The organism is Sinorhizobium sp. GQ132 (genome assembly GCF_059758575.1).
In genome coordinates this window covers 223,823-249,186 of the sequence record NZ_JCAXDX010000007.1, presented here as the reverse complement: position 1 = coordinate 249,186, position 25,364 = coordinate 223,823, and the positions used below count along the sequence as shown (strand labels likewise).

Here is a 25,364-nt window from a genome sequence, read left to right as displayed (position 1 = left end):
CTGGCCCCGTCAATCACACCAGATCGAAGCGGTCGGCGTTCATGACCTTGTTCCAGGCCGCGACGAAGTCCTTCACGAACTTCTCCCCGGCGTCAGACTGGGCGTACACCTCCGCAAAGGCACGCAGCTGTGAATGCGAGCCGAAGATCAGGTCGACGCGGGTGCCGGTCCACCGCGCAGCGCCCGTCTTGCGGTCGCGGCCTTCGTATACGCCTTCTTCGCCTGCGATGGGTGACCACTGCGTGCCCATATCGAGCAGGTTGACGAAGAAGTCGTTCGTCAGCGCTTCGGGCCGCGACGTGAAGACGCCATGCTTGGGCTCGCCCGCCTTCAGCACGCGCAGGCCACCGACGAGAACGGTCATTTCCGGGGCGGCCAGCGTCAGCAGTTGAGCGCGATCCACAAGCGCCTCTTCCGGCTTCATGAATTGCCGGCGGCTGGTGCTCACATAGTTGCGGAAACCATCGGCACGAGGCTCCAGCGCGGCGAAGGATGCGGCGTCGGTCTGTGCCTCCGAGGCATCCATGCGACCCGGCGTGAACGGAACGGCAATGTCGTGGCCACCGGCCTTCGCCGCCTTTTCGACGGCGGCGCCACCTGCAAGCACGATCAGATCGGCAAGCGAGATCCTCTTGCCGCCGGTCTGGGCGGCGTTGAAGTCCCTCTGTATGCCCTCAAGCACAGAGAGAACCCTGGCGAGCTGAGTCGGCTGGTTGACCTCCCAGTCTTTCTGCGGCGCCAGGCGGATTCGCGCACCATTGGCGCCGCCGCGCTTGTCGGAGCCGCGGAAGGTCGAGGCGGAAGCCCATGCGGTCGAGACAAGTTCCTGCACCGACAGGCCGGAAGCGAGGACCTTCGCCTTGAGGCCGGCTATGTCCGTCTCGTCGACCAGCCTGTGGTCGACGGCCGGGATTACGTCCTGCCAGATCAGATCCTCGGCCGGGACCTCAGGGCCGAGATAGCGAACCTTCGGCCCCATGTCGCGGTGGGTCAGCTTGAACCAGGCGCGGGCGAAAGCGTCGGCGAACTGGTCCGGATTTTCGAGGAAGCGGCGCGAGATTTTCTCGTAAGCGGGATCGAAACGCAGCGACAGATCCGTGGTCAGCATGGTCGGAACATGCTTCCTGGAGGCGTCATAGGCATCGGGGATGGAAGCCTCGGCGTTCTTCGCCTTCCATTGATATGCGCCGGCGGGGCTCTTGGTCAGTTCCCATTCGTGGTTGAACAGGTTTTCGAAGAAGTGGTTGCTCCAGCGGGTGGGCGTCTGCGACCAGGTCACTTCCGGCCCGCCCGTGATCGCGTCCTTGCCGACGCCCGTGCCGAAGGTGCTCTTCCAGCCGAGACCCTGATCCTCGATCGCGCCGCCTTCCGCGTCTGCGCCGATGAACGAGGGATCGCCCGCGCCATGCGTCTTGCCGAAGGTGTGGCCGCCGGCGATCAGCGCCACCGTCTCTTCGTCGTTCATAGCCATCCGGGCAAAGGTTTCGCGGATATCGTGCGCGGCAGCAACCGGATCGGGATTGCCGTTCGGGCCTTCCGGGTTGACGTAGATGAGGCCCATCTGCACGGCGGCAAGCGGCTCGCTCAGTTGCCGTTCGCCGCTGTAGCGCTCGTCGCCCAGCCAGGTGCCTTCCGGTCCCCAGAACAATTCCTCCGGCTCCCATACGTCGACCCGGCCGCCGGCAAAGCCGAAGGTCTTGAAGCCCATGGATTCGAGCGCGACATTGCCGGTCAGGATCAACAGATCCGCCCAGGAAATCCTGTTGCCGTACTTCTGCTTGATCGGCCACAGCAAACGTCGGGCCTTGTCGAGATTGGCGTTGTCCGGCCAGCTGTTGAGCGGCGCGAAACGCTGCTGGCCCTGACCGGCGCCGCCACGGCCGTCGGTGATGCGGTAGGTGCCGGCGCTGTGCCAGGCCATGCGGATGAAGAGCCCGCCATAGTGGCCGAAGTCGGCCGGCCACCAGTCCTGCGAATCCGTCATCAGTGCATGCAGGTCCCGCTTCAGCGCATCGAGGTCGAGCTTCTTGAACTCCTCGGCGTAGTTGAACGTCTTGCCCAACGGATCGGAAAGACCGGAATGCCGGTGCAGAACCTGGACGTCCAACTGATCCGGCCACCAGTCGCGGTTCGATCTGCCTCTCGGTGCCGTGTGTGCGACGGGACACTTGCCCGCACTATCGCTCTTCTGATCCATAGTAATCTCCTCTTCCTCGATTGTGCGCGTCCAAAAGCAGCCTGTCCGCCAAGTCGATTGGGCTGCATCAATTGGGCCGGCGCATGCTCCCCGTGATTTGGCGCAATTTTACCCCATTGGTCAAACGGCTTGTTCCCTGATCAGGTCGATGAAGGCGCGCAATCTGGCGGGCATGTGACGGCGCTGCGAAAAATAGAGGCTGAGCCCGGGATAGGCGGGGCACCACTCTTCCAGCACCGGAACAAGGCGCCCAGTAGCGATATGCGCAGCGAGCGAATACTCGCCGATATAAGCGAGTCCAGCGCCCGAAAGGGCGGCCTCCAGGATAAGGTCCGTCGCATCGAGCGTCAGATTGCCGGGAACGTCGACCACGTGCGCTTCACCCCGCCGCTCGAACTCCCAGCGATACAGCCTGCCGTTCGCCATGCGCATCTGGATACAGCGATGCCGCACCAGATCGAGCGGGACGACTGGCTTGGAACGCCCTTTGAAATATTCAGGCGATCCGACAACCAGGAAACGGAGGGTCCGGGTGATCGGAATGGCCACCATATCGGGCGAAACTGCCTCGGCAAGTCGTACTCCGGCGTCGAAACCCTTCCCAATTACATCGACAAGCGCATTCTCCGTCACGACCTCAAGCTCGACCTCGGGATAGCGGCGGCCGTATTCGAGCAGCAGCGGCTCCAGCAGCATGCGTGCCGCGCCCGGCGCCATATTGAGCCGAAGCCTGCCCGAGGGTCTACTCGAATGCTCTCCGATATGCTCGATCGCATTCTCGATCGTTTGCAAGGCCGGTGCGATCGCAGAGAGGAATTGTTCTCCCGCAGCAGAGAGCGCGACGCTGCGCGTCGTGCGGTTGAACAGCCTGACTGTTAGGCGCTCTTCCAGCGCTGCTATCGCATGGCTCAATGCCGATGACGACATGCCGAGTTCGCGCGCGGCCGCGCGAAAGCCGCCATGGCGGGCAACCGCGGCAACCGCCTCCAATTCGCTCAAGCTTGCCCTCATTGTGCGATATAGCTCACCAGCCTGTCCGATTTTGTCCGACTAGCCGCAACAGATAATGCATTCCATCTTCCTGGTGAAGCCATAACAGGAGAGAGGCAATGCGTATCATCGACAGAGTCTACATCGACGGCAGCTTCGTCGAACCCCACGGCGAGCAATGGGCCCCGCTCTTTAATCCGGCGACCGAGGAACAGATCGGAAAGGTGCGCCTGGCGGATGAGGAAGACGCGAACCGCGCCGTTGCGGCGGCCAGGCGTGCATTTCCCGCATTCTCCAATACGTCGAAGGAAGAGCGGATCACCGTGCTGAAGCGCTTGCATGCGGCAGTCTCTGAGCGCGCGGGCGATCTCGTTGAAGCCATGCGGGTGGAATACGGAGCGCCGTCGAGTTTCATCGACTTTGCGGCGCGGCGAGCCGGAAACGTGTTCCTCGATATGGCCAAGACATTGGAGAGCTACGATTTCCGGCGGCGCATCGGCCGCGCCGACGTGGAGATGCGGCCTTCGGGGGTGGCGGTGGCGATCACACCATGGAATAGCAATTATAGCTTCATCTGCGGAAAGCTGTCGGCAGCGATTGCGTCGGGCAGCACGATGGTCATCAAACCTTCCGAGATGAGCGCCATCCAAACGCAGGTCATCACGGAATGCCTGCATGAAGCGGCTCTCTCGAAGGGGGTGTTCAACATCGTCACCGGCTGCGGCGCTGTCGTGGGTGCGGCGCTCACCGCAAACCGGGATGTTTCGAAGATCACGTTCACGGGCTCTACCGTCACGGGCCGCGCCATCGCCCAGACGGCCGCGGCGACGATGAAGCGGGTCACCATGGAGCTTGGCGGCAAGAGCCCCAGCATCATCCTGGACGATGCCGATCTCGAAGTTGCGATCCCTCAGGTACTGGCTGCCGGTTTCCTCAATAGCGGACAGGCCTGCATTGCCGGTACCCGCATCCTCGTTCCCCAATCTCGTCGCGACGAGATCGAGGCGCGCCTGAAAGAGGCGGCAAAGGTGTTCGCGGTCGGTGATCCCGGTGATCGCGAGGTGCGGATCGGGCCCTTGGTGAGCCAGAAGCAATGGGACCGCGTGCAAGGCTACCTGCGTCTCGGCCAGGAAGAAGGTGCAACTCTCCTGATCGGTGGCGAAGGGCGTCCCGAAGGCCTCGATCGGGGTTGGTTCGTTCGTCCTACCATCTTCTCCGGCGTCCGCAACGACATGCGCATTGCCCGCGAGGAGATCTTCGGTCCGGTGCTCTGCGTCCTTTCCTATCGCGACGAGGAAGAAGCGATCGCGATCGCCAACGATACCGACTACGGCCTGCAGGCCAATGTCTTCTCTTCCGACCCCGAGCGGGCAAAGCGCACTGCTGATCGCATCGAGGCAGGTCGCGTGATCATCAATGGCGCACCGCACGAGCCGTTTGCACCTTTTGGCGGCCTCAAGCAATCCGGCTTCGGCCGCGAATTCGGCGTCTTCGGCCTGGAAGCCTTCCTCGAGCCCCGTGCGGTAATCTCCTGAGGAACAACCGGCAAGCATATTCTTGACAGATCGTTCCAGTATTCCTATATGGGCTTTATGGCACGGATCAAGGAATTCGACAGGGACGAGGCATTGGACGCGGCGATCGCCGTGTTTCGCGAGCATGGTTTTGAGGGCACCTCGACGGAGATGCTGATACGCGCGATGAGAATCGGCCGCCAGAGCCTCTACGACACCTTCGGTGACAAGTGGAAGCTCTACTGCCTCGCGGTGGAACGCTATTCGGCGAGTGAGACGAGTGCTCATATCGCCTTGTTGCGCGGCAAACCGCGTGCACTGGACGGTATCCGGTTGGTGATGGAACGCGTTGTGGACAATGCAAACCAAGCTTGCCTCGGCGTGAACTCGATCTGCGAGTTCGGTCAAAGGCGACCCGACCTGGCGGCACTGCATCACGCCGCCGATCTTCGGCTCAAGAACGCCGCGATTGAACGCATCAGAGAAGCCCAGGCTGCAGGTGACTTAGCCGGTTCATTGTCCGCTGAGGCGGTGGCCGATTTCCTCGTTGCCAATATCGCCGGTATCAGGATAGCCGCACGTGGGGGAGCCGGTCGGGAACATCTGCAGTCCCTCAGCCGGTTGGCGCTTCGCGCAGTCACCTAGCAGGCGGAAAACCTTGCTCTTTTCTGGAATTATCAGTCAATAAAAGGATATACGCATGAAAGCCGTTGTGATGAAAGAGGTCGGTGATACCGACGTGATGGAATTCGTCGACTGGCCTGAGCCCGTCGCGAGGCCGGGACATGTCGTGGTGGAGGTCGCCGCGGCCGGCGTGAACTTCATGGACATCGGCGTGCGCCAAGGTATGGCCTGGACCGACATCCCTAACCCGAAAGTTCTGGGTGTCGAGGGCGCTGGTCGCGTGCTCGCCGTCGGCGATGGAGCGGGCGAGTTTGAATTGGGCGATCGCGTCGCCTGGGTCTATGCTCCCGGAAGTTATGCTCAGCGCCAGTCGGTACCGACAGCCTCCCTCGTGAAAATTCCCGATACCGTGGACGATCGAACGGCTGCATCCGCGATGATGCAGGGGCTCACGGCCAGTCACTTCGCGACGGATTTCTATCCCGTGCAGCCAGGCGACATCGCCCTTGTTCATGCGGCGGCCGGCGGGGTCGGCCTCCTGCTGACACAGATTATCAGGCTAAGGGGTGGCCGAGTAATCGGACGCGTCTCTTCCGAAGACAAGGTCGCGATCGCCAAAAAGGCCGGCGCCGAGCACGTCATCGTCGATACAGAGGGACAGTTTGCCGCCGAAGTCCTGCGCCTGACTGGTGGTGAGGGCGTGAACGTCGTTTACGATGGCTCCGGTCCCAAGACCTTCAAGGGGTCGATCGAAGCGCTCCGCCGGTCCGGCACTTTCTGCTGGTATGGACCGGTGCTCGGCGGGCCCGGACCGCTCGATATCATGAGCCTGCCGAAGAGCATCAAGATCGGCTACGCGACGTTCATGGATCACATCCACACTCGCAAACTCCTCCTCGAGCGCACCAAACAGCTTTTCGACTGGATCGGGGACGGGACGATCACGGTGACGATCGGCGAAACCTATCGCCTTGCCGACGCCGCCCGCGCCCATGCCGCGATGGCAAGCCGTGCAACCACCGGCAAACTGCTTTTGATCCCGTAAGGAGCAAGTCACGAACGACATGCCGGCGCGGCCGACGCCGGCATGGCCGCAATACCTCTGAAGAGCGTCGGTACGCACGAGGGATCGGCGTCAGCCGCTGCAGGTCGAGAGCTCCAGACGCGTGTCTATCCCGATGTTGGCAAGGAATGTCTCGTCATGGCTGACGACCACGAGTGCGCCGTCATAGGCGAGCAGCCCAGCTTCAACCGCCTCGATGGAGTCGATATCCAGATGGTTGGTCGGCTCGTCGAGAATGAGCAGCGATGGGGGATCGGAACCGCCGAGTGCACAGGCAAGGCCGGCGCGCAGCACCTGCCCGCCGCTCAAAGTCTCCACCCTTTGCAATGCCGCATCCGCGCGGAAGCGAAAGCTGGCCAACGCCGCCCGGCAGGCGTTGTCGCCGGCACCGGGATTGAGCCGCTTGAAGTTATCGAGGATCGTCTCGCCGCGCTCCAGGATGCTGACGCTCTGGTCCAGCAGAGAGAAAGGAACGTTTACGGAAACGGTTCCTTCAAAGGGCGGCAATTCTCCGGTGACCACCTTCAGAAGGCTCGTCTTGCCCGACCCGTTGGGGCCGGTGATCGAAAGGCGCAGCGGGCCGACCAGAGAGAAGGATAGATTTCGAATGACCGGACGGGCGGGATCGTAGCCCGCCGTGACGCCGTCGAACGCGAGGACTTGCCGGCCGGCTGGAAGCTCGGTTCGCGGAAGACGGATGGAAAAGGGCTGCAGCATCTCGATCCGCGCTTTGGCGGCTGTGATGGCCTCGAGCGCGCCTGCGCGCTGTCGCTCGGCGAGTTCCACACCCCTGCCCCGGCTTTCTTCCGCATTGTTCTTGCGCCGGCCCAGCAGAATCCGCGGCATGTCGCCCTTTGCCGCTTTTCGGGCACCAGACGCGTCACGCCTGTCCTGGCGCTCTGCCAGGGCACGTGCCTTGCGATCGATTTCGTCGGCGGTCTTCTGTGCATGCGCAAGGCTTTGTTGCGCCGCCTCCAGCTCGACCGCCCTCGCCGCCTGATAGGCGCTCCACCCGCCGCCGTAGCGCTTTGTGCCGAGCGAGGTCAGTTCGATAATCGCGTCCATTTCTTCGAGCAGTTCACGATCGTGGCTGACGACAATCGCTCCGCTGCGCCAGTCGGAAAGAAGGTCGATAACCGCCCGTCTGCCGTCACGATCCAGATTGTTGGTCGGCTCGTCGAGAAGCAGAAAGTCCGGCTCGGAGAAAATTGCCGCCGCGAGCACCGCCCGCGTGCGCTGGCCCCCGGAGAGTTCGGTCAGGAGCGTATCCGCCCGCGCGTCCAGTCCAAGCCGGACAAGGGCGGACATTATACGCTCTTCCACCGTCCAGTCCGCATTCTCCAGTTCTTCAAGGGTCGCCTCGCCTTTTTCGGCGCGCCGTAACACCGCAAGCGCCTGGGTCGCACCGAACACATCGGCGATGGTTTCACCGGCGCCGGGCCGAAGCATCTGCCTCGCCAGCGCGACGCGTCCCTGGATGGCAACCGTGCCGGAGGAAGGTCTCAATGTACCGGCAAGGATGTTGAGCAGGATGGTTTTTCCGACGCCATTTCTTCCGACGAGCCCCGTCCGCTCCGGACCAAACGCCAGGTCGAGATCGGTCAAGACATGCTCCCCATCGGGTTTCGACCAGGAAAGTGCGGAGAGAGTGATGGAGGGCATGGCGAACCTGTTGCATTGCTAATAACAGCACAGTACCGTGCTTTTATCAGCAACGGGCGGTACGGACAATGGCGTTGTTCATCCCGCCCATCGACGGGGTCGGACATAGATGAATATAGTTCGCAGACGTGGCGGCGGACGTCCCACCCGGGAAGAGGCCGAGGCTCTGACCCGCCGTCTTCTGGATAGCGCCCGCTCGACTTTTGCCCGCAAGGGGGTTGCGAACACGTCCATGGAAGAGATTGCCGCCGAGCTCGGAATCTCGAAACACACGCTTTATCGGAGATATCCGAACAGGCAGGCGCTTCTGGAAGCCGTGGTCGAACGTGACCTCGTCCGCTTTCGCAAGACGCTTGCCGACGCGGCGGGACAGGGTGATGCACCTCTCGCAGTGTTGCGCGATATGGCTTTCAGCTATTTCCGCTTCGGCACGGACCGGGATTATTCCGCTTTCTATATGTCAGTTACCGCCGAGGCCGTGTTTTCCTTGCCATTGCGGGAAAGGTTGGCGGCGTGGTCGAGTGCTGCACTGGAGCCCGTCGTGCAGGCGATCACATCGGCTCAGGCCGCGGGCCTGGTCGTGCCGGGGTCTGCCATTGAGATTTGCCACGTCCTTGTCGATTTGCTTGAAGGCGCGAATAATCGTGTCCGTCTCTGCGGGTCCGAGTGTCCGGACGCCGAAAATCTTCGCCTGTTCGAAAGCCGCTGGGCCATTTTCCAGACTGCCATGAGACGCGAACCCGATCGACCGCAGAAAGCCTGAACGTGTGAAGGATCGGCTGGTCTCGCAGCCGATCCCTCCGCGAAATGGCGGCATCCGCTCCGTTAGAGCGGCATCACAGACGCCGCCAGGAGTCCGGCCAGCGCCGACGGCTCCGCCGAAAATATATCGTAGGCGCAAGGCGTTGCCACAACGGCGAATGTCAGTATGCCGACTATGAAGCGCTTCATCTAAACCTCCCTTGAATCACGAGCTCGGTCAGGCGAGCGTCAGATCGACCTCGATGTTCCGCCGCGTTGCCTTTGAATAGGGGCAGGTCTGATGCGCTTCGGCGATGAGCGATCGCGCAAGGTCCGCGTCGATGCCGGGCAGGCTGACGGCAAGCCGGGCTCGAAGGAAAAAGCCGCCATCCGATTTGGCGAGATCGACTTCAGCATCGACTGCCGTTTCGGCCGGGAGCGACAACGTATGCTTCGCCGCGGCAAGGCCCAGTGCACCGATAAAACAGGCCGACCAGCCGGCGGCGAAGAGCTGCTCAGGATTGGTTCCGGCCTTGCCGCTGCCGGGAGACGAAAGCCTGACGTCCAGTTGGGCATCGTCGCTGCGGGCGAACCCTTCACGGCCGCCGGTCGTATGGGTCTTGCCGGTGTAGAGAACCTTTTCCTGCGTTGTCATCAGACACTCCGTTCGGTTGCGTCGCACGATCGCGACATTTGACGACGTGTGTTCTGCCTGCGCGACGTATCGGGCATGTTTGCGAAACCGCCGGAATTGTACCCGGATGTAGGCATCTCACTGGAAGATCGCCGAAGAGGCCGGCGTACTTCCCTAGTAAGCCACCGACGAAATTGGGGCACGCCCGACGCTCACGGTTGAAAGCGGCAACAGAGGATGCCGCTGGTTATTTCGCATGAGTGGGATCGCTCGGCCCCCGCGGGTCGGCAATATGCTCGTGCCGATCGTGTTCCCCGCGGCGTCGGCCCGTCAGGATCACGACACCCTCGGCTGATCAGAGCCATTCGCCCTCAGCAACGCCATCAGCATCGGGCCGAGCGAGAATTTCCCTTGCCGCGCCTTGGCGGTCAGATCGCGCAGATAGCCGCCGGCGGAGTTGATATGCCCTGCCCTCTCCAGAATGCAAGCCACGGCGATGCCGGCGTTTTCCGGTCCCATGACCTCGCAGGCGTCCTGATAGGCCGAGGGGTAAACGCCAAGCATAGATCGTACCGTAACCGCAGCGATCATAAGGTCGCGCCAACTTTTCACCGTGCCGTCAGGACCGTAGTTGATGATTTCCGGGCAGGCCTTCAGGACCATTCCCAGCGGAAAGGCCCTTTTTGCCTCGTGAGCCCGTTCAATGGCTTGGCCGCCTGACCGCTCATTCGAAGAGCAGCATTCAAGTTCAATAATAGATTCGGGTTTTGATTCCTGTTTGTGCCGCTCAGTTTGATCGGGATTGCCGCTCATCTCTTGTGGTTTTATGCGCTTTTGCAACTGGTTAGCCACATGTTCGCGCAGCGTTTCGAACGCCTCTACCAGAGGGGTGAGATCAGCGATGTCGGGCGCCCTCGGTATAGCCTGGACAAGGCTTCGAAAATCTTCCTGCATAGACGTCCAGTCGCCGGGCAGTTCTTCGAGCACCACGTCTATCAGCTTGGCGATGTCTCTGCGGCAAAGCGTCAGCCGCTCGCGCAGCCGTTGCAGCTCGAGCCGGTCGGCCTCGGCCTCGGCAGCGAGCCGCTCTATTTCGCCGGAGCGAGCCAGGAGCGGTGCGAGCGAAAAGCCGAACGCCGTGCCGATCGCTCCATCCCGAGACTTGCGTGCATAGCGCTTGCCGTTCGGACTGTCCTTGCGAGCGACAAGCCCTGCCTCGACCAAAGCGGCCAGGTGCCTTCTGAGCGTCGCCTCCGCCATGCCGTGGGCTCTCAGCGACAGCTGAACGTTCGAGGGAAAGACGACCAGACCGGTCTCACCGCTCAGCGTGTTCTCCGGATAGAAGCTCAACAGCGCGTTCAGAACGGCCAGCGCCCGGTCGCTGATGCCGAGACGGCGCTTTGCCGCACAAAGCGAGCGAAACAGCTTCCACTTGTCGACCGACTTCCCAGGTTCGATGTCGCGGGAGATGAATTGGCCTGCCAACATGGCAAGAGTCATCGACCGCCGCCCAAAGGGCGTCGTCACACTTCCACTCTCCATTTTCCTTCACCTTCGATAAGGCAAAAGAAAGCAGCTCACCAAAAACGGTGCCAAGGACTCTTGACTGTGATTCGTGGAAATGCGATTCTCGATCTTGCTACAAATCTGAGGAAGGCTTCCACGGCTTGTTCGTTGGGGGCCTTTTTCTTTTGCGGGTTAGTCTCCTTGTTTCGAATGCTGCTTTTGCATGAACTGGTCGTGCAGGCTTTCGATCTGACCTGCAATGAAATCGACAAAGCCTGACGGCACAGACTTGTTGAACGTGAGCTTCGAAGCCGACTTGCCGCGTTGGATCTGGCCAAGCACGAGGCCATGAGAGATCAGATCGGTCGTGGCGGAAGCGGCTGCAGCTTTGGTATCCACCTTGGCAAGCGCCTCAAAAACTGCAGCGAATCGAACGTCACTGGATGAGGCCTGCATCTGGTCTCTCTCCAGAACCGACTGGGCTACCTTCGAGGGCTCCGTGTGGGCCGCCCAGCGCAGCTCGAAGTCCACCCATCTGCGCCGTCCGATTTCAGGGGCCGGACCAATCTGCATCAGGATGTCGCGCGGCAATGCTGCCGCTATCCGGATCATTTCGGAAATATGCGACCTGCCGGTGCTCAGCGACTTGCAGATCACGTCGCGGCGATAACCGGCAGCCTCCTGCGACTGCGCAAAAAGGCACCGCTCGATGAAGGACAGGTCCTTGCGGTTACTGTTCTCCTCCCCTTGGAGAACGATCGCCTCTTCGTCGCTCAGCTCACGGGCAATCGTCTTGAACTTGATGCCGAGGAGTTTGGCAGCGGCAAGCCGCCGGCGGCCGAATACGATCTGGAACGGCCTTGCGGCCCCCTGAACCGGGCGGACCAAGCCAGGAGTACTCTGCCCGTGCTCACGCATCGACTCGAGCAGATCCGCGATGCTGGCTTCGCTGTAGCCGGAATCGAAGCGATCCCGGATGGCGGATTCCATGATCTCGTCCGGATCGATCTCGACGATCTGGCCACCATCCTTGAGGAGGCGTTCGGCAAGCTCGCTGCGTTCCTGCATCTGGCGGACGCCTGCGGCGACCTTGAGAAGGTGGGGTGACGTGGACCGCTGCATTCCGCCCGTCTCCGCAGAATTCTCCAGCTGCCCGAGGACATTGGCAAAAAGGCCTTTGGAATCCTTGCGGCTCATTCTCTCCCCCATGCCTTCCAGAACAGGCCTTCGAGTTCAGCATTGGCCGCGTTGATCGACTCGATGGCGCGGTCGTAGGTTTTCGGAGCCGAGAAGCGGGACCTCTGAACCTCGTACAGGCTCTGCTTCCAAGTCAGTGCATCGGCCACGGCCGTCGACTTGATGACCGAGTTGAGGAGCAGATCCTCGCCGAACACCTGTCTCATCAGCGCGGACATGTTGGCTTGAGGATGATCGTTCGGCTCGAATTTGGTGATCAGGAACTTGGCGAAGTCCCATTGAGCCGCCGTGCCCACCTCATTCAGGATCTGCATGTAGGACCCGGCAAGCTCCAGAAACTTCGCCGTGGAGTCCACATCCAGCATATGCGCAGGAACCGGGATGATGACGCCGGTGGCAGCCGTCAGTGACGAAAGCGTCAGGAAGTTCAGCGACGGAGCCGAGTCCATGAGGATGAAGTCGTAATCCTCGGCGACCTGCTCAAGCGCTTGGGAAACGCGAAGCAGGAAGCCCGTTCCTGCGGATCGCCGCATCTCGAGCGCGACGGCTGTCTCGAATTCGGTCAGTTCGAGGCCGGCGCAGATGACATCGAAACCGACGATGTGGGTCTTATGGATGATGGACTTCGTCGGGACGGGATCGTCGAAACGAATGGCTGAGAAAAGTGTGTCGCCCGCACGGTAGTCGAATTCCGGCAGGCTGCCATGAAGGGCGGTGAGCGATGCCTGCGGGTCGAGATCCACGGCCAGCACGCGATAGCCCCTGAGCGCCAGATAGTGGCCGAGATGGATTGTCGTGGAGGTCTTGCTGGAGCCGCCTTTGAAGTTGGTGACGGCAACGATCTGGCATTGCTCGTCGCCTGTCCGGCGGGGATTCATCCACTTCTTCCGGCCGTTTTGCGAAAGAGCCAAGCGCAATTCAAGAACCTGATCGAGCGTGTAGAAACGCCGTCCGTTGGCGATTTCGGGTTCGGGGCCCTGTTCCTTGGCCGCAACCTGGCGGATGTAGGCCTCCGTTACGCCCAGCAGGGCGGCAACTTCGGTGGAGGTGAACTTGCGCATCGTGCGGCGCGCATCCGGGGGAAATTGCGCCATGCTCAAGTTGTTCAGCGCCATTTCGAGCTTGCTGGAAAAGTTTTCCATGAAAGCGAGGCTGCTTAGGTGTCGCGTCATCGAAAGAATCCCTGGTGATCGTTTCCGTCACATAAGCAGTGAAGTGGTTAACCGTTTGCTAACCGCCACGTAACTACTCGAAAACACGCAAATTCGAAAAATCTCCGCAACTAAGACGTACTCCGATTCGGCTATGGCCATCAATGCGCGCTGTGGATGACGCTTGGTGCCGGTGGGAAGCGCCCGCGCTTCGGTTCTCGAGCCTCCACGCGGGCATGTTGAGCCGCGACAGTGGTTCACGGCGAGCGGCCGGTTCGGAGCCTCCAGCGTTGCTTCGAACGGTGACCTGGTGAACTCTAGCCAGAGTTCCCCGCGGGGAACGCGCTGGACGGCGAGAGCTGCGAGGCGGTACGGGCTGACCGCAAAGGCGGCACATATGTGCATGCATGGAAAAAAGCCCGGCTTTTCGATGTTCGCTCGTACCCCCTGCCCCAGCTTCGTAGGATGCTTACGGGCGACGACTGCACCGAACGGTTCCCCGCGGGGAACGCGACGGCGGCCTGGCGCGAACGGACTATTGGAGAGACACGCAATGCATCGCCCGCCACACGAGACAAGGATCGCGTCGAGACTAGGATTGTGGAGACGGTTGCGCGCTGCATGCTGCCGGTGGCGTATATATGGTGCGCCGCATGGGCAGGAGCCTTGCGGCTCTCGTCAGGAACTGTTCCGGCAATATGCTTTCCGTCTGGACCCTTGCCTCACGCAATTGGCGGTCGGAACGCCAGGCGTTCCCCGTGGGGAACTTGACGGCGGGCCAACCGGTGCTCCCTTGACGCGGCCATCTGCGGCGGGTGTGAGATGCCGCCAGCCACGCTTCGCTCGACGGCCACCGAGGAACTCGACTTACACGGCATGTTCCCGCAGGCCTGGGTGAGGATTCATTCGCGGCCGCACAAACCTTGTGCGGCCGGCCGCGTTCCCCGCGGGGAACGCGGCTTACGGCGAGGCGGAGATCCAATGGACGTTCGACTGGCCTTGCCGCGGGTCTGCCGTGCAGCGCTTCAGATGCGGCCGGATGCCGCTTTTCATTCGGTTCCCCGCGGGGAACTTTCGGAGCCATTTCGGCTACGTCTGTGGGTGACGGCTGCACTTGGCGCCGGTCGGCCCGCAACCGGGCTTTTGCTTTTGACCTTCCGTGAAGGATCTCCGCTGATCGACCCCGTGAAGCTTCAAGCCTTTGCGAAGGGACGTTGGTCGGCTCGTGCCCTGCCAGGGGGAGGGGAGGGCGTCACGGATGGCGGGGGTTGCACGGCTGGATGCGCATCCTTAGCGCAGAACCGCATGGCGATCGGATTTAGCTGTATCGAAGCTTTTCTCCCAGCAGATGGTCGAGTGAGCGAGAGACAAATATGCCATCAGCATTCCGGGTGTCGTCGGACGGGTGGAGAGCGGGATCGGGGCAAGGCTGAGTTCGACAAAGCAGGCTTGTGCTGTAGAGACCTCTCGTAACGGATCTCCTCTGAAGGACTCCCGCTCTGCTTCATGGCAAAAGTCGCTAAACGGTATGAAAGGCCTTGCATTGGCGGCCGGGAAATTACAGTTTGCGTGAGCCGGCGGACTTAGGGTACGCTCTATAGTGCTGGCTGACGGGTCCTTCTGGGTTTCTTGACGGTCCGGGTAAGTCATTGAAATATAATGGCTAAAATGCCTTACGGAAGCTATATACCGCATGACTTCCGCCACTGCTGACGCTGCGAGGCCTCGCTTAACCGGACCAGATTAGGCCGCAGGGCTTTTCAAATGTTCCCCGCGGGGAACAATCGCCGCCGACCGGGAAAGCTGACACGCACGGGCCATCTCAAGTCCGTGTCCGAGGACTCCGAAACCGGTGAAAACGGTAATCGGTGGCAATCACGCAGGTGCTGTCGTCTACCTGCCATACGGCGACATCATCTGGAGCTGGGTAAAGGCCGGGCAGCCGGTTGCGTGGCAAGAAGCTGCTGTAGAACGGAGGGCGCGAGTTTGCAGCCGCAACCGCCACAGTGAGCGAGGTCCGTGAGCCGGGGAGCAAGAGCGTTCATCAATCCTCCAGCAGCGGCCGCCAGCGGTAACCATCGCTACCGCATATAATCCGACGAATCTAATAGCTGCGGCGCAGCACGTCCATGGCGCTTCGACGCCGCGAGGGGTGAGGCATCGATGATGCGCCTGATCAATCAGGCCGCCGACCGGCCGCCTGGTCGGTGTTGTGTTTACTGCTGCGGACCTGCCGGCTTCGGTAACGGCGAAGAGTGCCGAGGCCGAGGCTGCGGCACGGCGCGAAAGCGCAGAGGATGAACCACCCAGTCAGACGGCAACGGCAGCGGGACGACGCAATCGGTCAGCAGGGTCTGATCTCCGTTGGTGACCTCGAAGACGATCCCGGGCCGCTCCATGCTCTTGCAGTCTGGCCAGCGCTCAAAATCGATCCATTCGCTCATGGCTTTTCCAACCCCCTCACAGCAGGAAATCGCTTCCGGAAAGAGCCGAAAGATTCGTCACCTTGATTTGGAAATCTGCAAGGCCGTCGCCATTGACGTCACCCGAGACTATCCCGCTCCTGAAGTTAAGTTCACCCGCTTTGCCGTGGAACGCACTGCTGCCGATAAATAGAAATGCCTGGTCTCCGACCGCATTGCTGTTCGCGTCGATTGAACGCAAATCCATCCGATCAATGCCGGACGCGAAATCATCGATCACGTCCCTGGCAGCCGGCGCCGATTGTGCGGTCGTCTGAAAGACGAAGGTGTCCGCACCGCCGCCGCCAATCAACCGATCGGCGCCGTTACCGCCGATCAGGGTGTCGTTGCCGTCACGCCCATTCAGCACGTCGCTGCCTGCAAGGCCGTTCAGGAGGTTTGCGCCATTGTCTCCGCGCAGGGAGTCGTTGAAGGCTGAACCGTAGAGTCGCTCGATCGATACATATGTATCGCCCGCCGCTTCCCCCGTGTTGGAACCGGGCGAGGAAAGATCTGCGACGACGCCGGCTGTGGCATTCGAGTAATTCGCCAGATCGGTGCCATTGCCGCCGTCGAGCCGGTCGGCGCCCGCACCGCCGAAAAGATTGTCGTTGCCATCGCCGCCGATCAGCCTGTCGTTGCCGCCGTTACCCCAAAGAGCATTTGCAGCGGCATTGCCGGTGATCGTGTCGCTGCCTGTGCCACCCTTCGCGTTCTCGATGAGGGAGCGGGCGTCGCCCTGAAACTGTAGAGCGTTGGCAATATTGCCGATCGCCACCTTTGAACCGCTATAGTGCAGCTTCGCCAATTGCGCGGCCGAGGTGGTCGTCCATTCGCCCGGGCGCAGATCGACCTTCAGTGCAGTCGTGTAATTGGAGAAATCGTAGGTGTCCGTTCCGCCGCCGTCCCATACCGTAAGCAGGATCTTGTTGCCGCCAGGGGCACCCTCACCGACACCATTGATGAACATCTCGCCCGACGTCGGGCTCCAGCGATAGGTGGTGTTTCCGCTTTCGGTGGTGAAATCCGCGCCGTACATATGCTGCAAGGCGGCGATATCGTACATCATGAGGGATTGCGCGTATCCCCAGGTCTCGTTGGTATAGCCGGTCGTGGTCGAGGCACCGACATAGGAACGGTAACTCATGACCGTGTATTCCATCGAGTCGCGGTTCACGGGCATGACGTTGCCTTCATGGGCGTGTTCCAGCCCAAGCGCGTGGCCGGTCTCGTGAAGGAATGTCACATAGGCGTAGTTTCCCTTGGCCGGTCGGCTGTAGTGGCCGGATGATTTGTTGAACCACGCGTCGCCGCCTTCTGCCGCGGTCGAGGGGAAATAGGCCCAGGCGGTGCTCGGAGCGTCGGACGAGGCGAGGCGGAGATCGGCATGCTTGGTCGCACTCTCCGTGACCTCGGTGAATGTCACGTTGGCGACGGAGGAAAATTGATCGAGGGCTGCGCGCGTCGCGGCCTGCTGTGCGGCGCTCAAGACCGCAAAGCCCTTCAGCGGCTCGCCATTGCCGTAACCGGAGCCGTAGAACGAAGCGCTGGTCGGGAAACTGAACGTGAAGTCCTTGATCGCCCATTTTCAGTCGCCGAGGAGACCGTTGATATAGGCGTTACCAGTCGTTGCATAAGTCGTGGTTGCAGGCATCGTTTTCCCAGACCGTCGGGGTTGAAGTCAGGTCAGTACCCGCGTGCGATGCGCCGAGGTATGATCCGCAGGTGCGCTTATAGCTCGTCTCGGTTAACACCTTAATTCGGCCTGATGGTCGGGTTGGGTCAGACCAGGTGGTCTAGACCTGTGGGTTGCTTACGCCAGCGAGGCGAGGGGAGCGGCGTCTACCATGCGTGCGCTGGTTGGGAGCCGCCGTGCGGGGCATAGCCTCGCCGAGAAGAAGTTGCGTCCGGCCGGCGTGACAGCTACGCCAACCCGTGGCATAGGGGTGCCCGCAACCAGATAGGCCGTCCTCCGCATGATCCGCATCGAAAATATCAGCAAGTCCAACAGCCACCGCATACTCTACATCGAAGCTTCGGCAGCGTTGAACCGCGGCGAAAAGATCGGGCTCGTCGGGCCGAACGGAGCGGGAAAGACGACCCTTTTCCGGATGATCACCGGTCAGGAACTGCCCGACGAGGGGCAGGTCTCGGTCGAGAAGGGCATGACCATCGGCTATTTCGATCAGGATGTCGGCGAGATGGCCGGTCGGTCGGCCGTCGCCGAGGTGATGGAAGGGGCAGGCCCGGTCAGCGCCGTTGCGGCGGAACTGCGTGAGCTCGAGACGGCGATGTCTGATCCGGATCGCATGGATGAAATGGATGCGATCGTCGAGCGCTACGGCGAGGTGCAGGCGCGATACGAAGAGCTCGATGGCTATGCGCTCGAGGGACGTGCCCGCGAGGTTCTCGCCGGCCTCAGTTTCAGCCAGGAGATGATGGACGGCGACGTCGCCAAACTGTCGGGCGGCTGGAAGATGCGCGTGGCGCTCGCCCGCATCCTTTTGATGCGGCCGGACGTCATGCTGCTCGACGAGCCGAGCAACCATCTCGATCTCGAAAGTCTGATCTGGCTGGAGGACTTCCTGAAAGGCTATGACGGCGCTCTCTTGATGACGTCGCACGACCGCGAGTTCATGAACCGGATCGTCACCAAGATCATCGAGATCGACGGCGGCGCGCTGACAACCTATTCCGGCGACTATGGTTTCTATGAAGAGCAGCGTGCGTTGAACGCGAAACAGCAGCAAGCTCAGTTCGAGCGCCAGCAGGCGATGCTCGCCAAGGAGATCAAGTTCATCGAACGTTTCAAGGCACGCGCCTCGCACGCATCGCAGGTTCAGAGCCGGGTGAAGAAGCTTGAAAAGATCGACCGCGTCGAGCCGCCGCGTCGTCGCCAGACCATCGCCTTCGAGTTCTTGCCGGCTCCGCGCTCCGGCGAAGACGTCGTCAACCTCAAGAGCGTCCACAAGACCTATGGCAGCCGGACGATATATGACGGCCTTGATTTCATGGTCCGCCGGCGTGAACGCTGGTGCATCATGGGCATCAACGGCGCCGGCAAATCGACATTGCTCAAGCTGGTCACCGGCACGACCAACCCGGACAAGGGCAGCGTCTCACTCGGCGCCAGCGTGAAGGTCGGCTATTTCGCCCAGCATTCCATGGATCTGCTCGACGGCGAGAGCACCATTCTGCAATGGCTGGAGGACCGCTTCCCCAAGGCCGGGCAGGCGCCGCTTAGAGCGCTGGCCGGCTGTTTCGGCTTTTCCGGCGATGACGTCGAGAAGCGATGCCGGGTGCTCTCCGGCGGTGAGAAGGCGCGGCTTGTAATGGCCGCAATGCTGTTCGACCCGCCGAACTTCCTCGTTCTCGACGAGCCGACCAACCATCTCGACCTCGATACCAAGGAAATGCTGATCAAGGCGCTCTCGGCCTATCAGGGCACGATGCTGTTCGTTTCGCACGATCGCCGTTTCCTGTCGGCACTTTCCAATCGCGTGTTGGAACTCACGCCGGACGGGATCAATCAATACGGCGGTGGTTACAGCGAATATGTGGAGCGCACGGGGCAAGAGGCGCCGGGCCTGCGCGGGTGACGCGCCGCGCCTCCGCGGCCTGCGTCTCCGGTTGACGCTTGGCGCTACTCCGCCACGCGATCCCGGCCCGTCTGCCAGGCCGGGATCGCAGACATTGAAAGCACAGTTTCCTTTATCGAAAGCGCCGCATGAAGAAGGTTGCTGCTGCCTGATCGTCCCTCGCCAAAGGGGTGTGGCGAGCAACTCTCATTGCAGGTTCATGAAACTCGGCAGTTGCGCCGCCAAGGCATCGACGGCAACGCGAACTTTGAGCGGCAGGTGCGGCGTCTGCAGCCATACTGCATGGCAATCATATTGAAACGGCGGCTGCTCCGGCAGAAGCCGGACGAGCGTTCCCGACTCGATCCGCCTCCGCACCAGCCAGAAGGGAAGCCATGCAAGCCCCAGCCCTCGTGCGGCGGCGTCAGCGATCGCATCGAGATCGTCGAGACGGAACCGGTGGAGCGGGGTCACCTCCGATGAAGATTGTCCCGGCCCCGGGAAAAGCCAGGGCGGGACCGGCCCGGATCGGCGATATACGACTGCCGAGTGCTGCGCCAGATCCTCCGGCGTCTCCGGACAGCCATGCAACTCCAGATAAGAGGGAGAGGCGCACACGATCATCGGCTGGCGTGCCACACGCCGGGCAATCAATCCCGCCCGGTCCTGCAAGACGCCCGTGCGGATAGAGAGATCATAGCCGTCTTCGGCAAGGTCGATGATGCGGTCGTTGAACGAAAGGTCAAGTTCCAGCGCCGGGTATTTTCGGGCGAGTTCCAGCAATACGGGAGTGACGCAGTGCCGGCCGAAATGGACCGGCATCGTCACACGCAGTTTGCCGCCGGGTTCGGAAAGCTGATCGGCCGCAAGCGCATCCGCTGCTTGCGCTTCGGCGAGCACCACCCGGCAGCGTTCGTAATAGACAAGACCGAACTCCGTCAGGCTCTGTCGCCGCGTGGTGCGGCTGATAAGCTGCACGCCAAGCCGATCCTCCAACGATCGAACATGCTTTCCGACCATCGGCCCGGATAGTCCAAGAGCATCCGCTGCGGCGGCGAACGAGCCGAGATCGACCGCTTTGACGAATACAGCCATGCTGGTCAGGCGATCCATATTGAAAACTCTCCGTTTCTACTGTTCTGCCTTTCTCTCCATTTATCGGGTGAACCACTGCTGTCATAGCTCATTCAATACATTTGTTTTGGAGTCTTGCTATGGCGCGCGTCGTTCGTTTTCACGAGTTGGGTGGTCCGGAGGTGCTGAGGATCGAAGAGGTGCATGTGCCGGAGCCCGGGCCCCATGAGGTTCGCATTCGCGTCAAGGCGCTGGGCCTCAACCGGGCCGAGGCCTTGCTCCGCGCGGGCGCCTATATCGAGACGGCAGTATTTCCTTCCGGCCTCGGCCTTGAGGCAGCAGGCTTTGTGGAAACGGTCGGCCCGGGCGTTCAAGGGTTCGCTCCCGGCGATCCGGTCAGCCTGTTGCCGCCGAAATCGATGATCCGGTGGCCCGCCTATGGGGAACTTGCGGTATTTCCTGCCGCACTCCTCGTCAGGCATCCGCCATCGCTGAGCTTTGAAGAGGCCGCCGCTGTGTGGATGCAGTATCTCACCGCTTACGGCGGCCTCGTCGATATCGGAGGGCTTCGCAGGGGAGATTTCGTCGCCATTACCGCGGCATCGAGCAGTGTCGGGCTTGCCGCAATCCAGATCGCCAACATGGTCGGCGCCATACCGGTAGCCGTCACCCGGACATCTGCGAAGCGGCAACGCCTGTTGGAGGCCGGCGCGGCGCATGTCGTCGCCTCCCTGGAGGAGGACTTGCAAGCGCAGCTGAAAAGCGTTTCCGGACAGCGGGGAATACGTGTCGTGTTCGATCCCGTCGGCGGCCCGATCTTCGAACCGTTGGCGGCCGCGATGGCACCGGGCGGCATACTTGTCGAGTATGGCGGGCTAAGCCCGGAGAAGACCCCGTTCCCGCTGTTTGACGTGCTGAGCAAATCACTGACGCTGCGTGGTTACCTGGTCCACGAGCTGCTCGCCGATCCGGAACGCCTGGAGGTCGCCAAGGAATTCATCCTGGAAGGTCTGGAGGCGGGTGCCCTGAGACCCGTCATTGCCAGGACGTTCCCGTTCGATCAGATCGTCGAGGCGCATCGTTTTCTGGAGTCCAACGACCAGTTCGGCAAAATCGTTGTGACCGTCTGACGCGAAACGCGACTTCCGTGCCGGGCAAGCGAGCGGTCGATCATAGGCTCAAGCGAACCGCATCGCCGATCTCTCGCGCGCCTTTGCCGCGACTTCCTCACGATTGCGCGGAGGCTGCGACGTCTCCAGCGCGTCCAGAAGTTCGCGGGCGCATGCCGCGATCGAATCGACCGCGCGCTCGAAGGCGGCTTCATTGCGTTTCGACGGTTTGGTCGTTCCGCTCAGCTTGCGCACGAACTGCAGCGCCGCGTCACGGATTTCCTCATCCGTCGCCGGCGGGTCGAAATTGAACAAAGGTTTTATGTTTCGGCACATGATTTGCTCCCGGTCATCTCTCTCCTTGTCACCAAGGGAGGCTGCCCAGTTGAAGGTAGTCACGTGAGCGCGATTTGCAACCGGTCGAGCCGGCCGCGCCGCCGTCAGGTCTCGGGTATATTTTCCCGGAAGATCACTTGCAGACGCGGCGGATGATAGTCGATCGGCTTGCCCCGCACGGCGCAGTCCAGCATCGAAAGCGCCTCGCGGGCTTCCACCCGCGGATTCTGGTCTATCACTGCGTCCATGACGCCGTTTAGCAACAGCCTCTTGCTGTGCTCGGTCAGCTCGTGACCGACGAATATGATGCTTTCGGCCTTTCCGGCCTCGGCCAAAGCCTGGCCGATACCGGAGTTACCGGCACCTATATTGTAGATGCCCGCCAGGTCCGGGTGACGCTTCAACAGTGCAGCGGCTTCCTCGAAGGCGCGCTCGCGGTCATCCCGGATCTCGCGCAACTCGACGATTTCGAGGGCGGGGAACTCGTCAGCGATGATGTGACGAAAGCCCATCTCCCGTTCCTCGTGGCCTCGGTAGGAGAGAGAGCCGGCGAACAGCGCGATCTTACCCTTCGTCTCTCGGCCGAGAAAACGTCCGAGCAGGTATCCTGCGAGCCTTCCGGCCGCGCGATTGTCGATGCCGATATAGCCCGTGCGCGGTACGTGCAGGATGTCGGATACGAGCGTTACGATCGGCACTCCGGACGAGGCGAGTGAACGCATTGCCTCTCTGACCGTCGGATGGTCCAAGGCAATTACGCCCACCCCCATGGTCTCGCCCCTCAATTCCTGAAGGGTGCCGGCGAGCGTATCGGGATTGAACCCTTCGATGGAGTGGACGCGCACGTCGAGATCAGGTCTGGCCGTGCCCTGGCTTTGCAATTGACGGAGAAGGTTGGCGATGAAGGTATTGGTGCCTGCCGGCAGCACGAAGTCGAGGCGCACGCGCCCTTCCGCGGAGGCGTTGTGCGCGGCGGGGCTGAGGTAGCCCAGACGCCGGGCGGCATCCATGACGATTTCGCGCGTCCTGTGCTTGACGCCGCTGCGATTGTTAAGGACGCGATCGACGGTCGCGCTCGAAACGCCAGCCTCCCGGGCGATATCAGTCAGTGTGGATCGCAAAGCCGCCTCTTCGCTAAAAATGATGTATTTTGATGTAATCCTTCCTGGCGAAGAAACAAGAGGGAGTGGGGTCGTCGCGACAATGAGGCAGGAGAAACGCCCGGTTTTCCACTGAAATATCGATCATCCCGCAGGCCGGCAAAATGGAGGGTTGGGGAGGCACATCATAAAGCCTAAAAAAATGATGTAAAAAGATTGATAATGATGTTGACTTTGATGCGTATCGGAATGAGTATCCCGCTCGACTTGGTGCCGGGGAAGAGTGGAACCGGACAAGTCGCCGGCCGCAAGTTTGCCGCTACGAGGGAGTGCGGCGCCGCCGGCGAGGTGAATGGGAGGAGTTTCGTGAGCGCTGCCAATGGCTTCGTGCCTGACCCGCCGGTGCGGGTGAAAGAATACAAGATCGGCTGCATCGGAGCCGGCATGATCATGGCCGAATGTCATCTGGCCGCTTATCGGCAGGCGGGCTTCCCCGTCGCTGCGATCGCCTCACGCACGCAGCAACGGGCAGAGGCCGTCGCCGCCCGTTGGGAAATTCCGGCCGTTCATGCGACGCCTTCCGCTTTGATAGCCGATGCGAACGTCGAGATTCTCGACATTGCCTTTCCGCCCGACCAGCAGCCGGCGCTGATCCGCGAAGCACTTGCGCAGCCGCATATCAAGGCAATCCTCGCGCAGAAGCCATTGGCGCTCACGCTGGACGAAGCGAAGGCCTTGCGGGACGAGGCGGCAAGCGCCGGCAAGATACTCTCGGTCAACCAGAATATGCGCTATGACCAGTCTATGCGGGTTCTGAAGCAGATCCTCGACAGAGGCGAGCTCGGGACGGTCGTCATAGCGACCATCGAGATGCGGGCGATTCCGCACTGGCAAGGTTTCCTCGAGGAATACGACCGGCTGACCCTCGCCAATATGAGCGTGCATCACCTCGACGTGCTGCGTTTCCTGTTCGGCGAACCGGACGCGATCACGACGGTCACCCGGCCGGATCCACGCACCGAATTTGCCCATACGGACGGGATCACGGTCTCGACGCTCACCTTCCCCAACGGCGTTCTAGCCGTCTCCATGGAAGACGTCTGGTCCGGCCCGCGCGAGGAGGGGTTCGACAGCGACATCTACATCAAGTGGCGGGTTGAGGGCACGGAAGGCGTCGCGCAGGGCACGATCGGCTGGCCGGACGGCTCGCCCTCGACGCTTTCATACGCGTCGAAAAAGACGACGGACGGAAAGTGGGTCAGCCCGGAATGGGAGACCATGTGGTTCCCCCATGCCTTCATCGGGGTGATGGAACAGCTGCAATATGCGCTGAAATCCGGCGAAGCCCCGGCGCTCTCCGTGGCCGACAACGTCAAAACCGTCGCCTTGGTGGAGGCGGGCTACCGCTCCATCGCCGAGGCACGCACGGTCAAGCTTTCCGAGATCTCGGTCGACTGATTGCAAGGGAGGAATTTCAATCATGATGCAAACCGGCATTTTTACGGGCTACTTTCCCTACAGCCTGGAAGAGACGGCGAGAAAAATAAGAGCGCTCGACTTCAACACCGTTCAGCTCGACATGCATTTCAAGGATGTCGACCTGTCCGCGGGCCAGATCACGCGGGAAAAATGCATCCGGATCCGCGAGACCTTCCGCGATCATCATCTGCCGATCTCCTGCATTTCCGGCTACACCAACATCATCCATCCGGACAGGGCAGAGCGCCAGCGTCGCGTCGGTTACCTCAAGGAGATCATCCGCCACGCCCAGTATCTCGGCACGCCCTATGTCATCTCGGAAACCGGCACCTACAACACGGAGTCGGACTGGGTGCATCACCCGAGGAACAAGACCGAAGAAGGGTTCGAGGAGTGCCGCAAGGTCATCGCCGATCTTGCCCAGCACGCCTATGATCATGGTGCCGTCTTCCTCCTCGAAACCTACGTGAACAACGTCGTCGGCTCGGTCGAGGAGACCGTGAAGATGTTCGCCCAGGTGGATCACCCCGGTCTCGGTCTGCTGATGGATCCGACGAACTATTTCGAGGCGCACAACATCGGCCGCATGGACGAGATACTGAACCAGGTCTTCGACACCCTGCAGGACAGGATCAAGATCGCCCATGCCAAGGACGTCAAGCGTTCGGGCGACGACAAAACGGAGAAGCATGCCGATATCGGTGATGAGGATGCGCTCGAAAGCCATACCTTCCGCGGCGTGGGCGAGATCGAGCTTCCGGCACCGGGCCTCGGCTCGCTGAACTACGATCTCTATCTCCAGCGGCTTTCGAAGAAGCATCCGAACATACCCGTCATCATCGAGCATCTCGACGAAAGCGATGTGCCGCGCGCCAAGAGGTTCCTCGACGGGAAGCTTCGGGCGCTCGGCCTCTGATCACCGGACCGGCCGGGCACGGGTCCGGCCG

At 61.3% G+C, this 25,364-nt stretch carries 20 protein-coding genes and 2 pseudogenes; 8 read left to right on the top strand and 14 right to left on the bottom strand.

Annotated elements, in window-relative coordinates; genetic code table 11:
- Window positions 1-13: 13 nt before the first annotated feature.
- Both katG and AC6CIG_RS19530 read right to left on the bottom strand, forming a co-directional pair.
- A complete protein-coding gene (katG, locus tag AC6CIG_RS19535) occupies window positions 14-2,197 on the bottom strand; it encodes a catalase/peroxidase HPI (protein ID WP_498323548.1) in 2,184 nt (727 codons plus the stop codon).
- 120 nt (window positions 2,198-2,317) lie between these two features.
- Window positions 2,318-3,208: a LysR family transcriptional regulator gene (locus tag AC6CIG_RS19530; RefSeq protein WP_498323546.1), complete on the bottom strand. Its 891-nt coding sequence runs from the start codon at window positions 3,206-3,208 to the stop codon at window positions 2,318-2,320.
- 98 nt (window positions 3,209-3,306) lie between these two features.
- Here AC6CIG_RS19530 and AC6CIG_RS19525 point away from each other — a divergent pair, with 98 nt between their 5' ends.
- From AC6CIG_RS19525 to AC6CIG_RS19515, 3 genes are read left to right on the top strand one after another with little or no spacing between them, the layout of a single operon-like run.
- A complete protein-coding gene (locus tag AC6CIG_RS19525) occupies window positions 3,307-4,722 on the top strand; it encodes an aldehyde dehydrogenase family protein (RefSeq protein ID WP_498323545.1) in 1,416 nt (471 codons plus the stop codon).
- A 57-nt stretch (window positions 4,723-4,779) separates the two neighbouring features.
- A complete protein-coding gene (locus tag AC6CIG_RS19520) occupies window positions 4,780-5,346 on the top strand; it encodes a TetR/AcrR family transcriptional regulator (protein ID WP_018096547.1) in 567 nt (188 codons plus the stop codon).
- Window positions 5,347-5,401: 55 nt separating this feature from the next.
- Window positions 5,402-6,370, top strand: a complete 969-nt coding sequence (locus AC6CIG_RS19515) for a quinone oxidoreductase family protein (protein ID WP_498323543.1) — start codon at window positions 5,402-5,404, stop codon at window positions 6,368-6,370.
- A gap of 90 nt (window positions 6,371-6,460) precedes the next feature.
- Here the strand turns inward: AC6CIG_RS19515 and AC6CIG_RS19510 are convergent, their stop codons facing one another.
- The gene (locus AC6CIG_RS19510) at window positions 6,461-8,050 is read right to left on the bottom strand and encodes an ABC-F family ATP-binding cassette domain-containing protein (RefSeq protein WP_498323542.1); all 1,590 of its coding nucleotides are present in this window, start codon (window positions 8,048-8,050) and stop codon (window positions 6,461-6,463) included.
- 109 nt (window positions 8,051-8,159) lie between these two features.
- Here AC6CIG_RS19510 and AC6CIG_RS19505 point away from each other — a divergent pair, with 109 nt between their 5' ends.
- On the top strand, window positions 8,160-8,813 hold the full coding sequence (locus tag AC6CIG_RS19505) for a TetR/AcrR family transcriptional regulator (protein WP_498323540.1): 654 nt from the start codon (window positions 8,160-8,162) through the stop codon (window positions 8,811-8,813).
- 62 nt (window positions 8,814-8,875) lie between these two features.
- On the opposite strand, the gene AC6CIG_RS19500 is transcribed toward AC6CIG_RS19505, so the two are convergent.
- The 8 genes and pseudogenes from AC6CIG_RS19500 to AC6CIG_RS19465 form a co-directional block, all read right to left on the bottom strand.
- Window positions 8,876-9,001 carry a hypothetical protein gene (locus tag AC6CIG_RS19500; RefSeq protein WP_272939047.1) on the bottom strand — a complete coding sequence of 42 codons (126 nt, stop codon included), beginning with the start codon at window positions 8,999-9,001 and terminating at the stop codon, window positions 8,876-8,878.
- 28 nt (window positions 9,002-9,029) lie between these two features.
- Window positions 9,030-9,446, bottom strand: a complete 417-nt coding sequence (locus AC6CIG_RS19495) for an organic hydroperoxide resistance protein (RefSeq protein WP_498323539.1) — start codon at window positions 9,444-9,446, stop codon at window positions 9,030-9,032.
- Between the two features lie 315 nt (window positions 9,447-9,761).
- Window positions 9,762-10,967 carry a plasmid replication protein RepC gene (repC, locus tag AC6CIG_RS19490; protein WP_498323538.1) on the bottom strand — a complete coding sequence of 402 codons (1,206 nt, stop codon included), beginning with the start codon at window positions 10,965-10,967 and terminating at the stop codon, window positions 9,762-9,764.
- 156 nt (window positions 10,968-11,123) lie between these two features.
- Window positions 11,124-12,128 (bottom strand): plasmid partitioning protein RepB, encoded by a 1,005-nt coding sequence (gene repB, locus AC6CIG_RS19485; protein ID WP_498323537.1) that lies wholly within the window; start codon window positions 12,126-12,128, stop codon window positions 11,124-11,126.
- Window positions 12,125-13,300 carry a plasmid partitioning protein RepA gene (gene repA, locus AC6CIG_RS19480; protein ID WP_100674083.1) on the bottom strand — a complete coding sequence of 392 codons (1,176 nt, stop codon included), beginning with the start codon at window positions 13,298-13,300 and terminating at the stop codon, window positions 12,125-12,127. Before repA ends, repB begins: the two co-directional genes overlap by 4 nt.
- 1,846 nt (window positions 13,301-15,146) lie before the next feature.
- Window positions 15,147-15,324: pseudogene (locus AC6CIG_RS19475) on the bottom strand (selenide, water dikinase SelD); the annotation flags it as partial.
- Between the two features lie 171 nt (window positions 15,325-15,495).
- A complete protein-coding gene (locus tag AC6CIG_RS19470) occupies window positions 15,496-15,723 on the bottom strand; it encodes a hypothetical protein (RefSeq protein WP_100674081.1) in 228 nt (75 codons plus the stop codon).
- 16 nt (window positions 15,724-15,739) lie between these two features.
- Window positions 15,740-17,395, bottom strand: a pseudogene (locus AC6CIG_RS19465) (M10 family metallopeptidase C-terminal domain-containing protein).
- 322 nt (window positions 17,396-17,717) lie between these two features.
- On the opposite strand from AC6CIG_RS19465, the gene AC6CIG_RS19460 reads away from it, so the two are divergent.
- Window positions 17,718-19,340 carry an ABC-F family ATP-binding cassette domain-containing protein gene (locus AC6CIG_RS19460; RefSeq protein ID WP_498323536.1) on the top strand — a complete coding sequence of 541 codons (1,623 nt, stop codon included), beginning with the start codon at window positions 17,718-17,720 and terminating at the stop codon, window positions 19,338-19,340.
- A gap of 186 nt (window positions 19,341-19,526) precedes the next feature.
- Here the strand turns inward: AC6CIG_RS19460 and AC6CIG_RS19455 are convergent, their stop codons facing one another.
- Complete coding sequence (locus AC6CIG_RS19455) at window positions 19,527-20,432, bottom strand: LysR family transcriptional regulator (RefSeq protein ID WP_498323534.1); 906 nt, start codon at window positions 20,430-20,432, stop codon at window positions 19,527-19,529.
- Window positions 20,433-20,533: 101 nt separating this feature from the next.
- On the opposite strand from AC6CIG_RS19455, the gene AC6CIG_RS19450 reads away from it, so the two are divergent.
- A complete protein-coding gene (locus AC6CIG_RS19450; protein WP_498323532.1) occupies window positions 20,534-21,523 on the top strand; it encodes a zinc-dependent alcohol dehydrogenase family protein in 990 nt (329 codons plus the stop codon).
- 48 nt (window positions 21,524-21,571) lie between these two features.
- Here the strand turns inward: AC6CIG_RS19450 and AC6CIG_RS19445 are convergent, their stop codons facing one another.
- Entirely contained in the window at window positions 21,572-21,838 is a 267-nt protein-coding gene (locus AC6CIG_RS19445) for a DUF2277 domain-containing protein (RefSeq protein WP_014528166.1), read from the bottom strand.
- Window positions 21,839-21,942: 104 nt separating this feature from the next.
- Entirely contained in the window at window positions 21,943-22,959 is a 1,017-nt protein-coding gene (locus AC6CIG_RS19440; protein WP_275598632.1) for a LacI family DNA-binding transcriptional regulator, read from the bottom strand.
- Window positions 22,960-23,304: 345 nt separating this feature from the next.
- On the opposite strand from AC6CIG_RS19440, the gene AC6CIG_RS19435 reads away from it, so the two are divergent.
- Together AC6CIG_RS19435 and AC6CIG_RS19430 are read left to right on the top strand one after the other, a co-directional pair.
- Window positions 23,305-24,396: a Gfo/Idh/MocA family protein gene (locus AC6CIG_RS19435; protein WP_338280049.1), complete on the top strand. Its 1,092-nt coding sequence runs from the start codon at window positions 23,305-23,307 to the stop codon at window positions 24,394-24,396.
- A gap of 22 nt (window positions 24,397-24,418) precedes the next feature.
- The gene (locus AC6CIG_RS19430) at window positions 24,419-25,333 is read left to right on the top strand and encodes a sugar phosphate isomerase/epimerase family protein (protein ID WP_127711836.1); all 915 of its coding nucleotides are present in this window, start codon (window positions 24,419-24,421) and stop codon (window positions 25,331-25,333) included.
- Window positions 25,334-25,364: the final 31 nt, after the last annotated feature.

Bases quoted from the DNA above. Each gene is read 5' to 3' on its own strand.
- katG (WP_498323548.1), bottom strand. From the start codon at position 2,197: ATGGATCAGAAGAGCGATAGTGCGGGCAAGTGTCCCGTCGCACACACG.
- AC6CIG_RS19530 (WP_498323546.1), bottom strand. From the start codon at position 3,208: ATGAGGGCAAGCTTGAGCGAATTGGAGGCGGTTGCCGCGGTTGCCCGC.
- AC6CIG_RS19525 (WP_498323545.1), top strand. From the start codon at position 3,307: ATGCGTATCATCGACAGAGTCTACATCGACGGCAGCTTCGTCGAACCC.
- AC6CIG_RS19520 (WP_018096547.1), top strand. From the start codon at position 4,780: ATGGCACGGATCAAGGAATTCGACAGGGACGAGGCATTGGACGCGGCG.
- AC6CIG_RS19515 (WP_498323543.1), top strand. From the start codon at position 5,402: ATGAAAGCCGTTGTGATGAAAGAGGTCGGTGATACCGACGTGATGGAA.
- AC6CIG_RS19510 (WP_498323542.1), bottom strand. From the start codon at position 8,050: ATGCCCTCCATCACTCTCTCCGCACTTTCCTGGTCGAAACCCGATGGG.
- AC6CIG_RS19505 (WP_498323540.1), top strand. From the start codon at position 8,160: ATGAATATAGTTCGCAGACGTGGCGGCGGACGTCCCACCCGGGAAGAG.
- AC6CIG_RS19500 (WP_272939047.1), bottom strand. From the start codon at position 9,001: ATGAAGCGCTTCATAGTCGGCATACTGACATTCGCCGTTGTGGCAACG.
- AC6CIG_RS19495 (WP_498323539.1), bottom strand. From the start codon at position 9,446: ATGACAACGCAGGAAAAGGTTCTCTACACCGGCAAGACCCATACGACC.
- repC (WP_498323538.1), bottom strand. From the start codon at position 10,967: ATGGAGAGTGGAAGTGTGACGACGCCCTTTGGGCGGCGGTCGATGACT.
- repB (WP_498323537.1), bottom strand. From the start codon at position 12,128: ATGAGCCGCAAGGATTCCAAAGGCCTTTTTGCCAATGTCCTCGGGCAG.
- repA (WP_100674083.1), bottom strand. From the start codon at position 13,300: ATGACGCGACACCTAAGCAGCCTCGCTTTCATGGAAAACTTTTCCAGC.
- AC6CIG_RS19470 (WP_100674081.1), bottom strand. From the start codon at position 15,723: ATGAGCGAATGGATCGATTTTGAGCGCTGGCCAGACTGCAAGAGCATG.
- AC6CIG_RS19460 (WP_498323536.1), top strand. From the start codon at position 17,718: ATGATCCGCATCGAAAATATCAGCAAGTCCAACAGCCACCGCATACTC.
- AC6CIG_RS19455 (WP_498323534.1), bottom strand. From the start codon at position 20,432: ATGGATCGCCTGACCAGCATGGCTGTATTCGTCAAAGCGGTCGATCTC.
- AC6CIG_RS19450 (WP_498323532.1), top strand. From the start codon at position 20,534: ATGGCGCGCGTCGTTCGTTTTCACGAGTTGGGTGGTCCGGAGGTGCTG.
- AC6CIG_RS19445 (WP_014528166.1), bottom strand. From the start codon at position 21,838: ATGTGCCGAAACATAAAACCTTTGTTCAATTTCGACCCGCCGGCGACG.
- AC6CIG_RS19430 (WP_127711836.1), top strand. From the start codon at position 24,419: ATGATGCAAACCGGCATTTTTACGGGCTACTTTCCCTACAGCCTGGAA.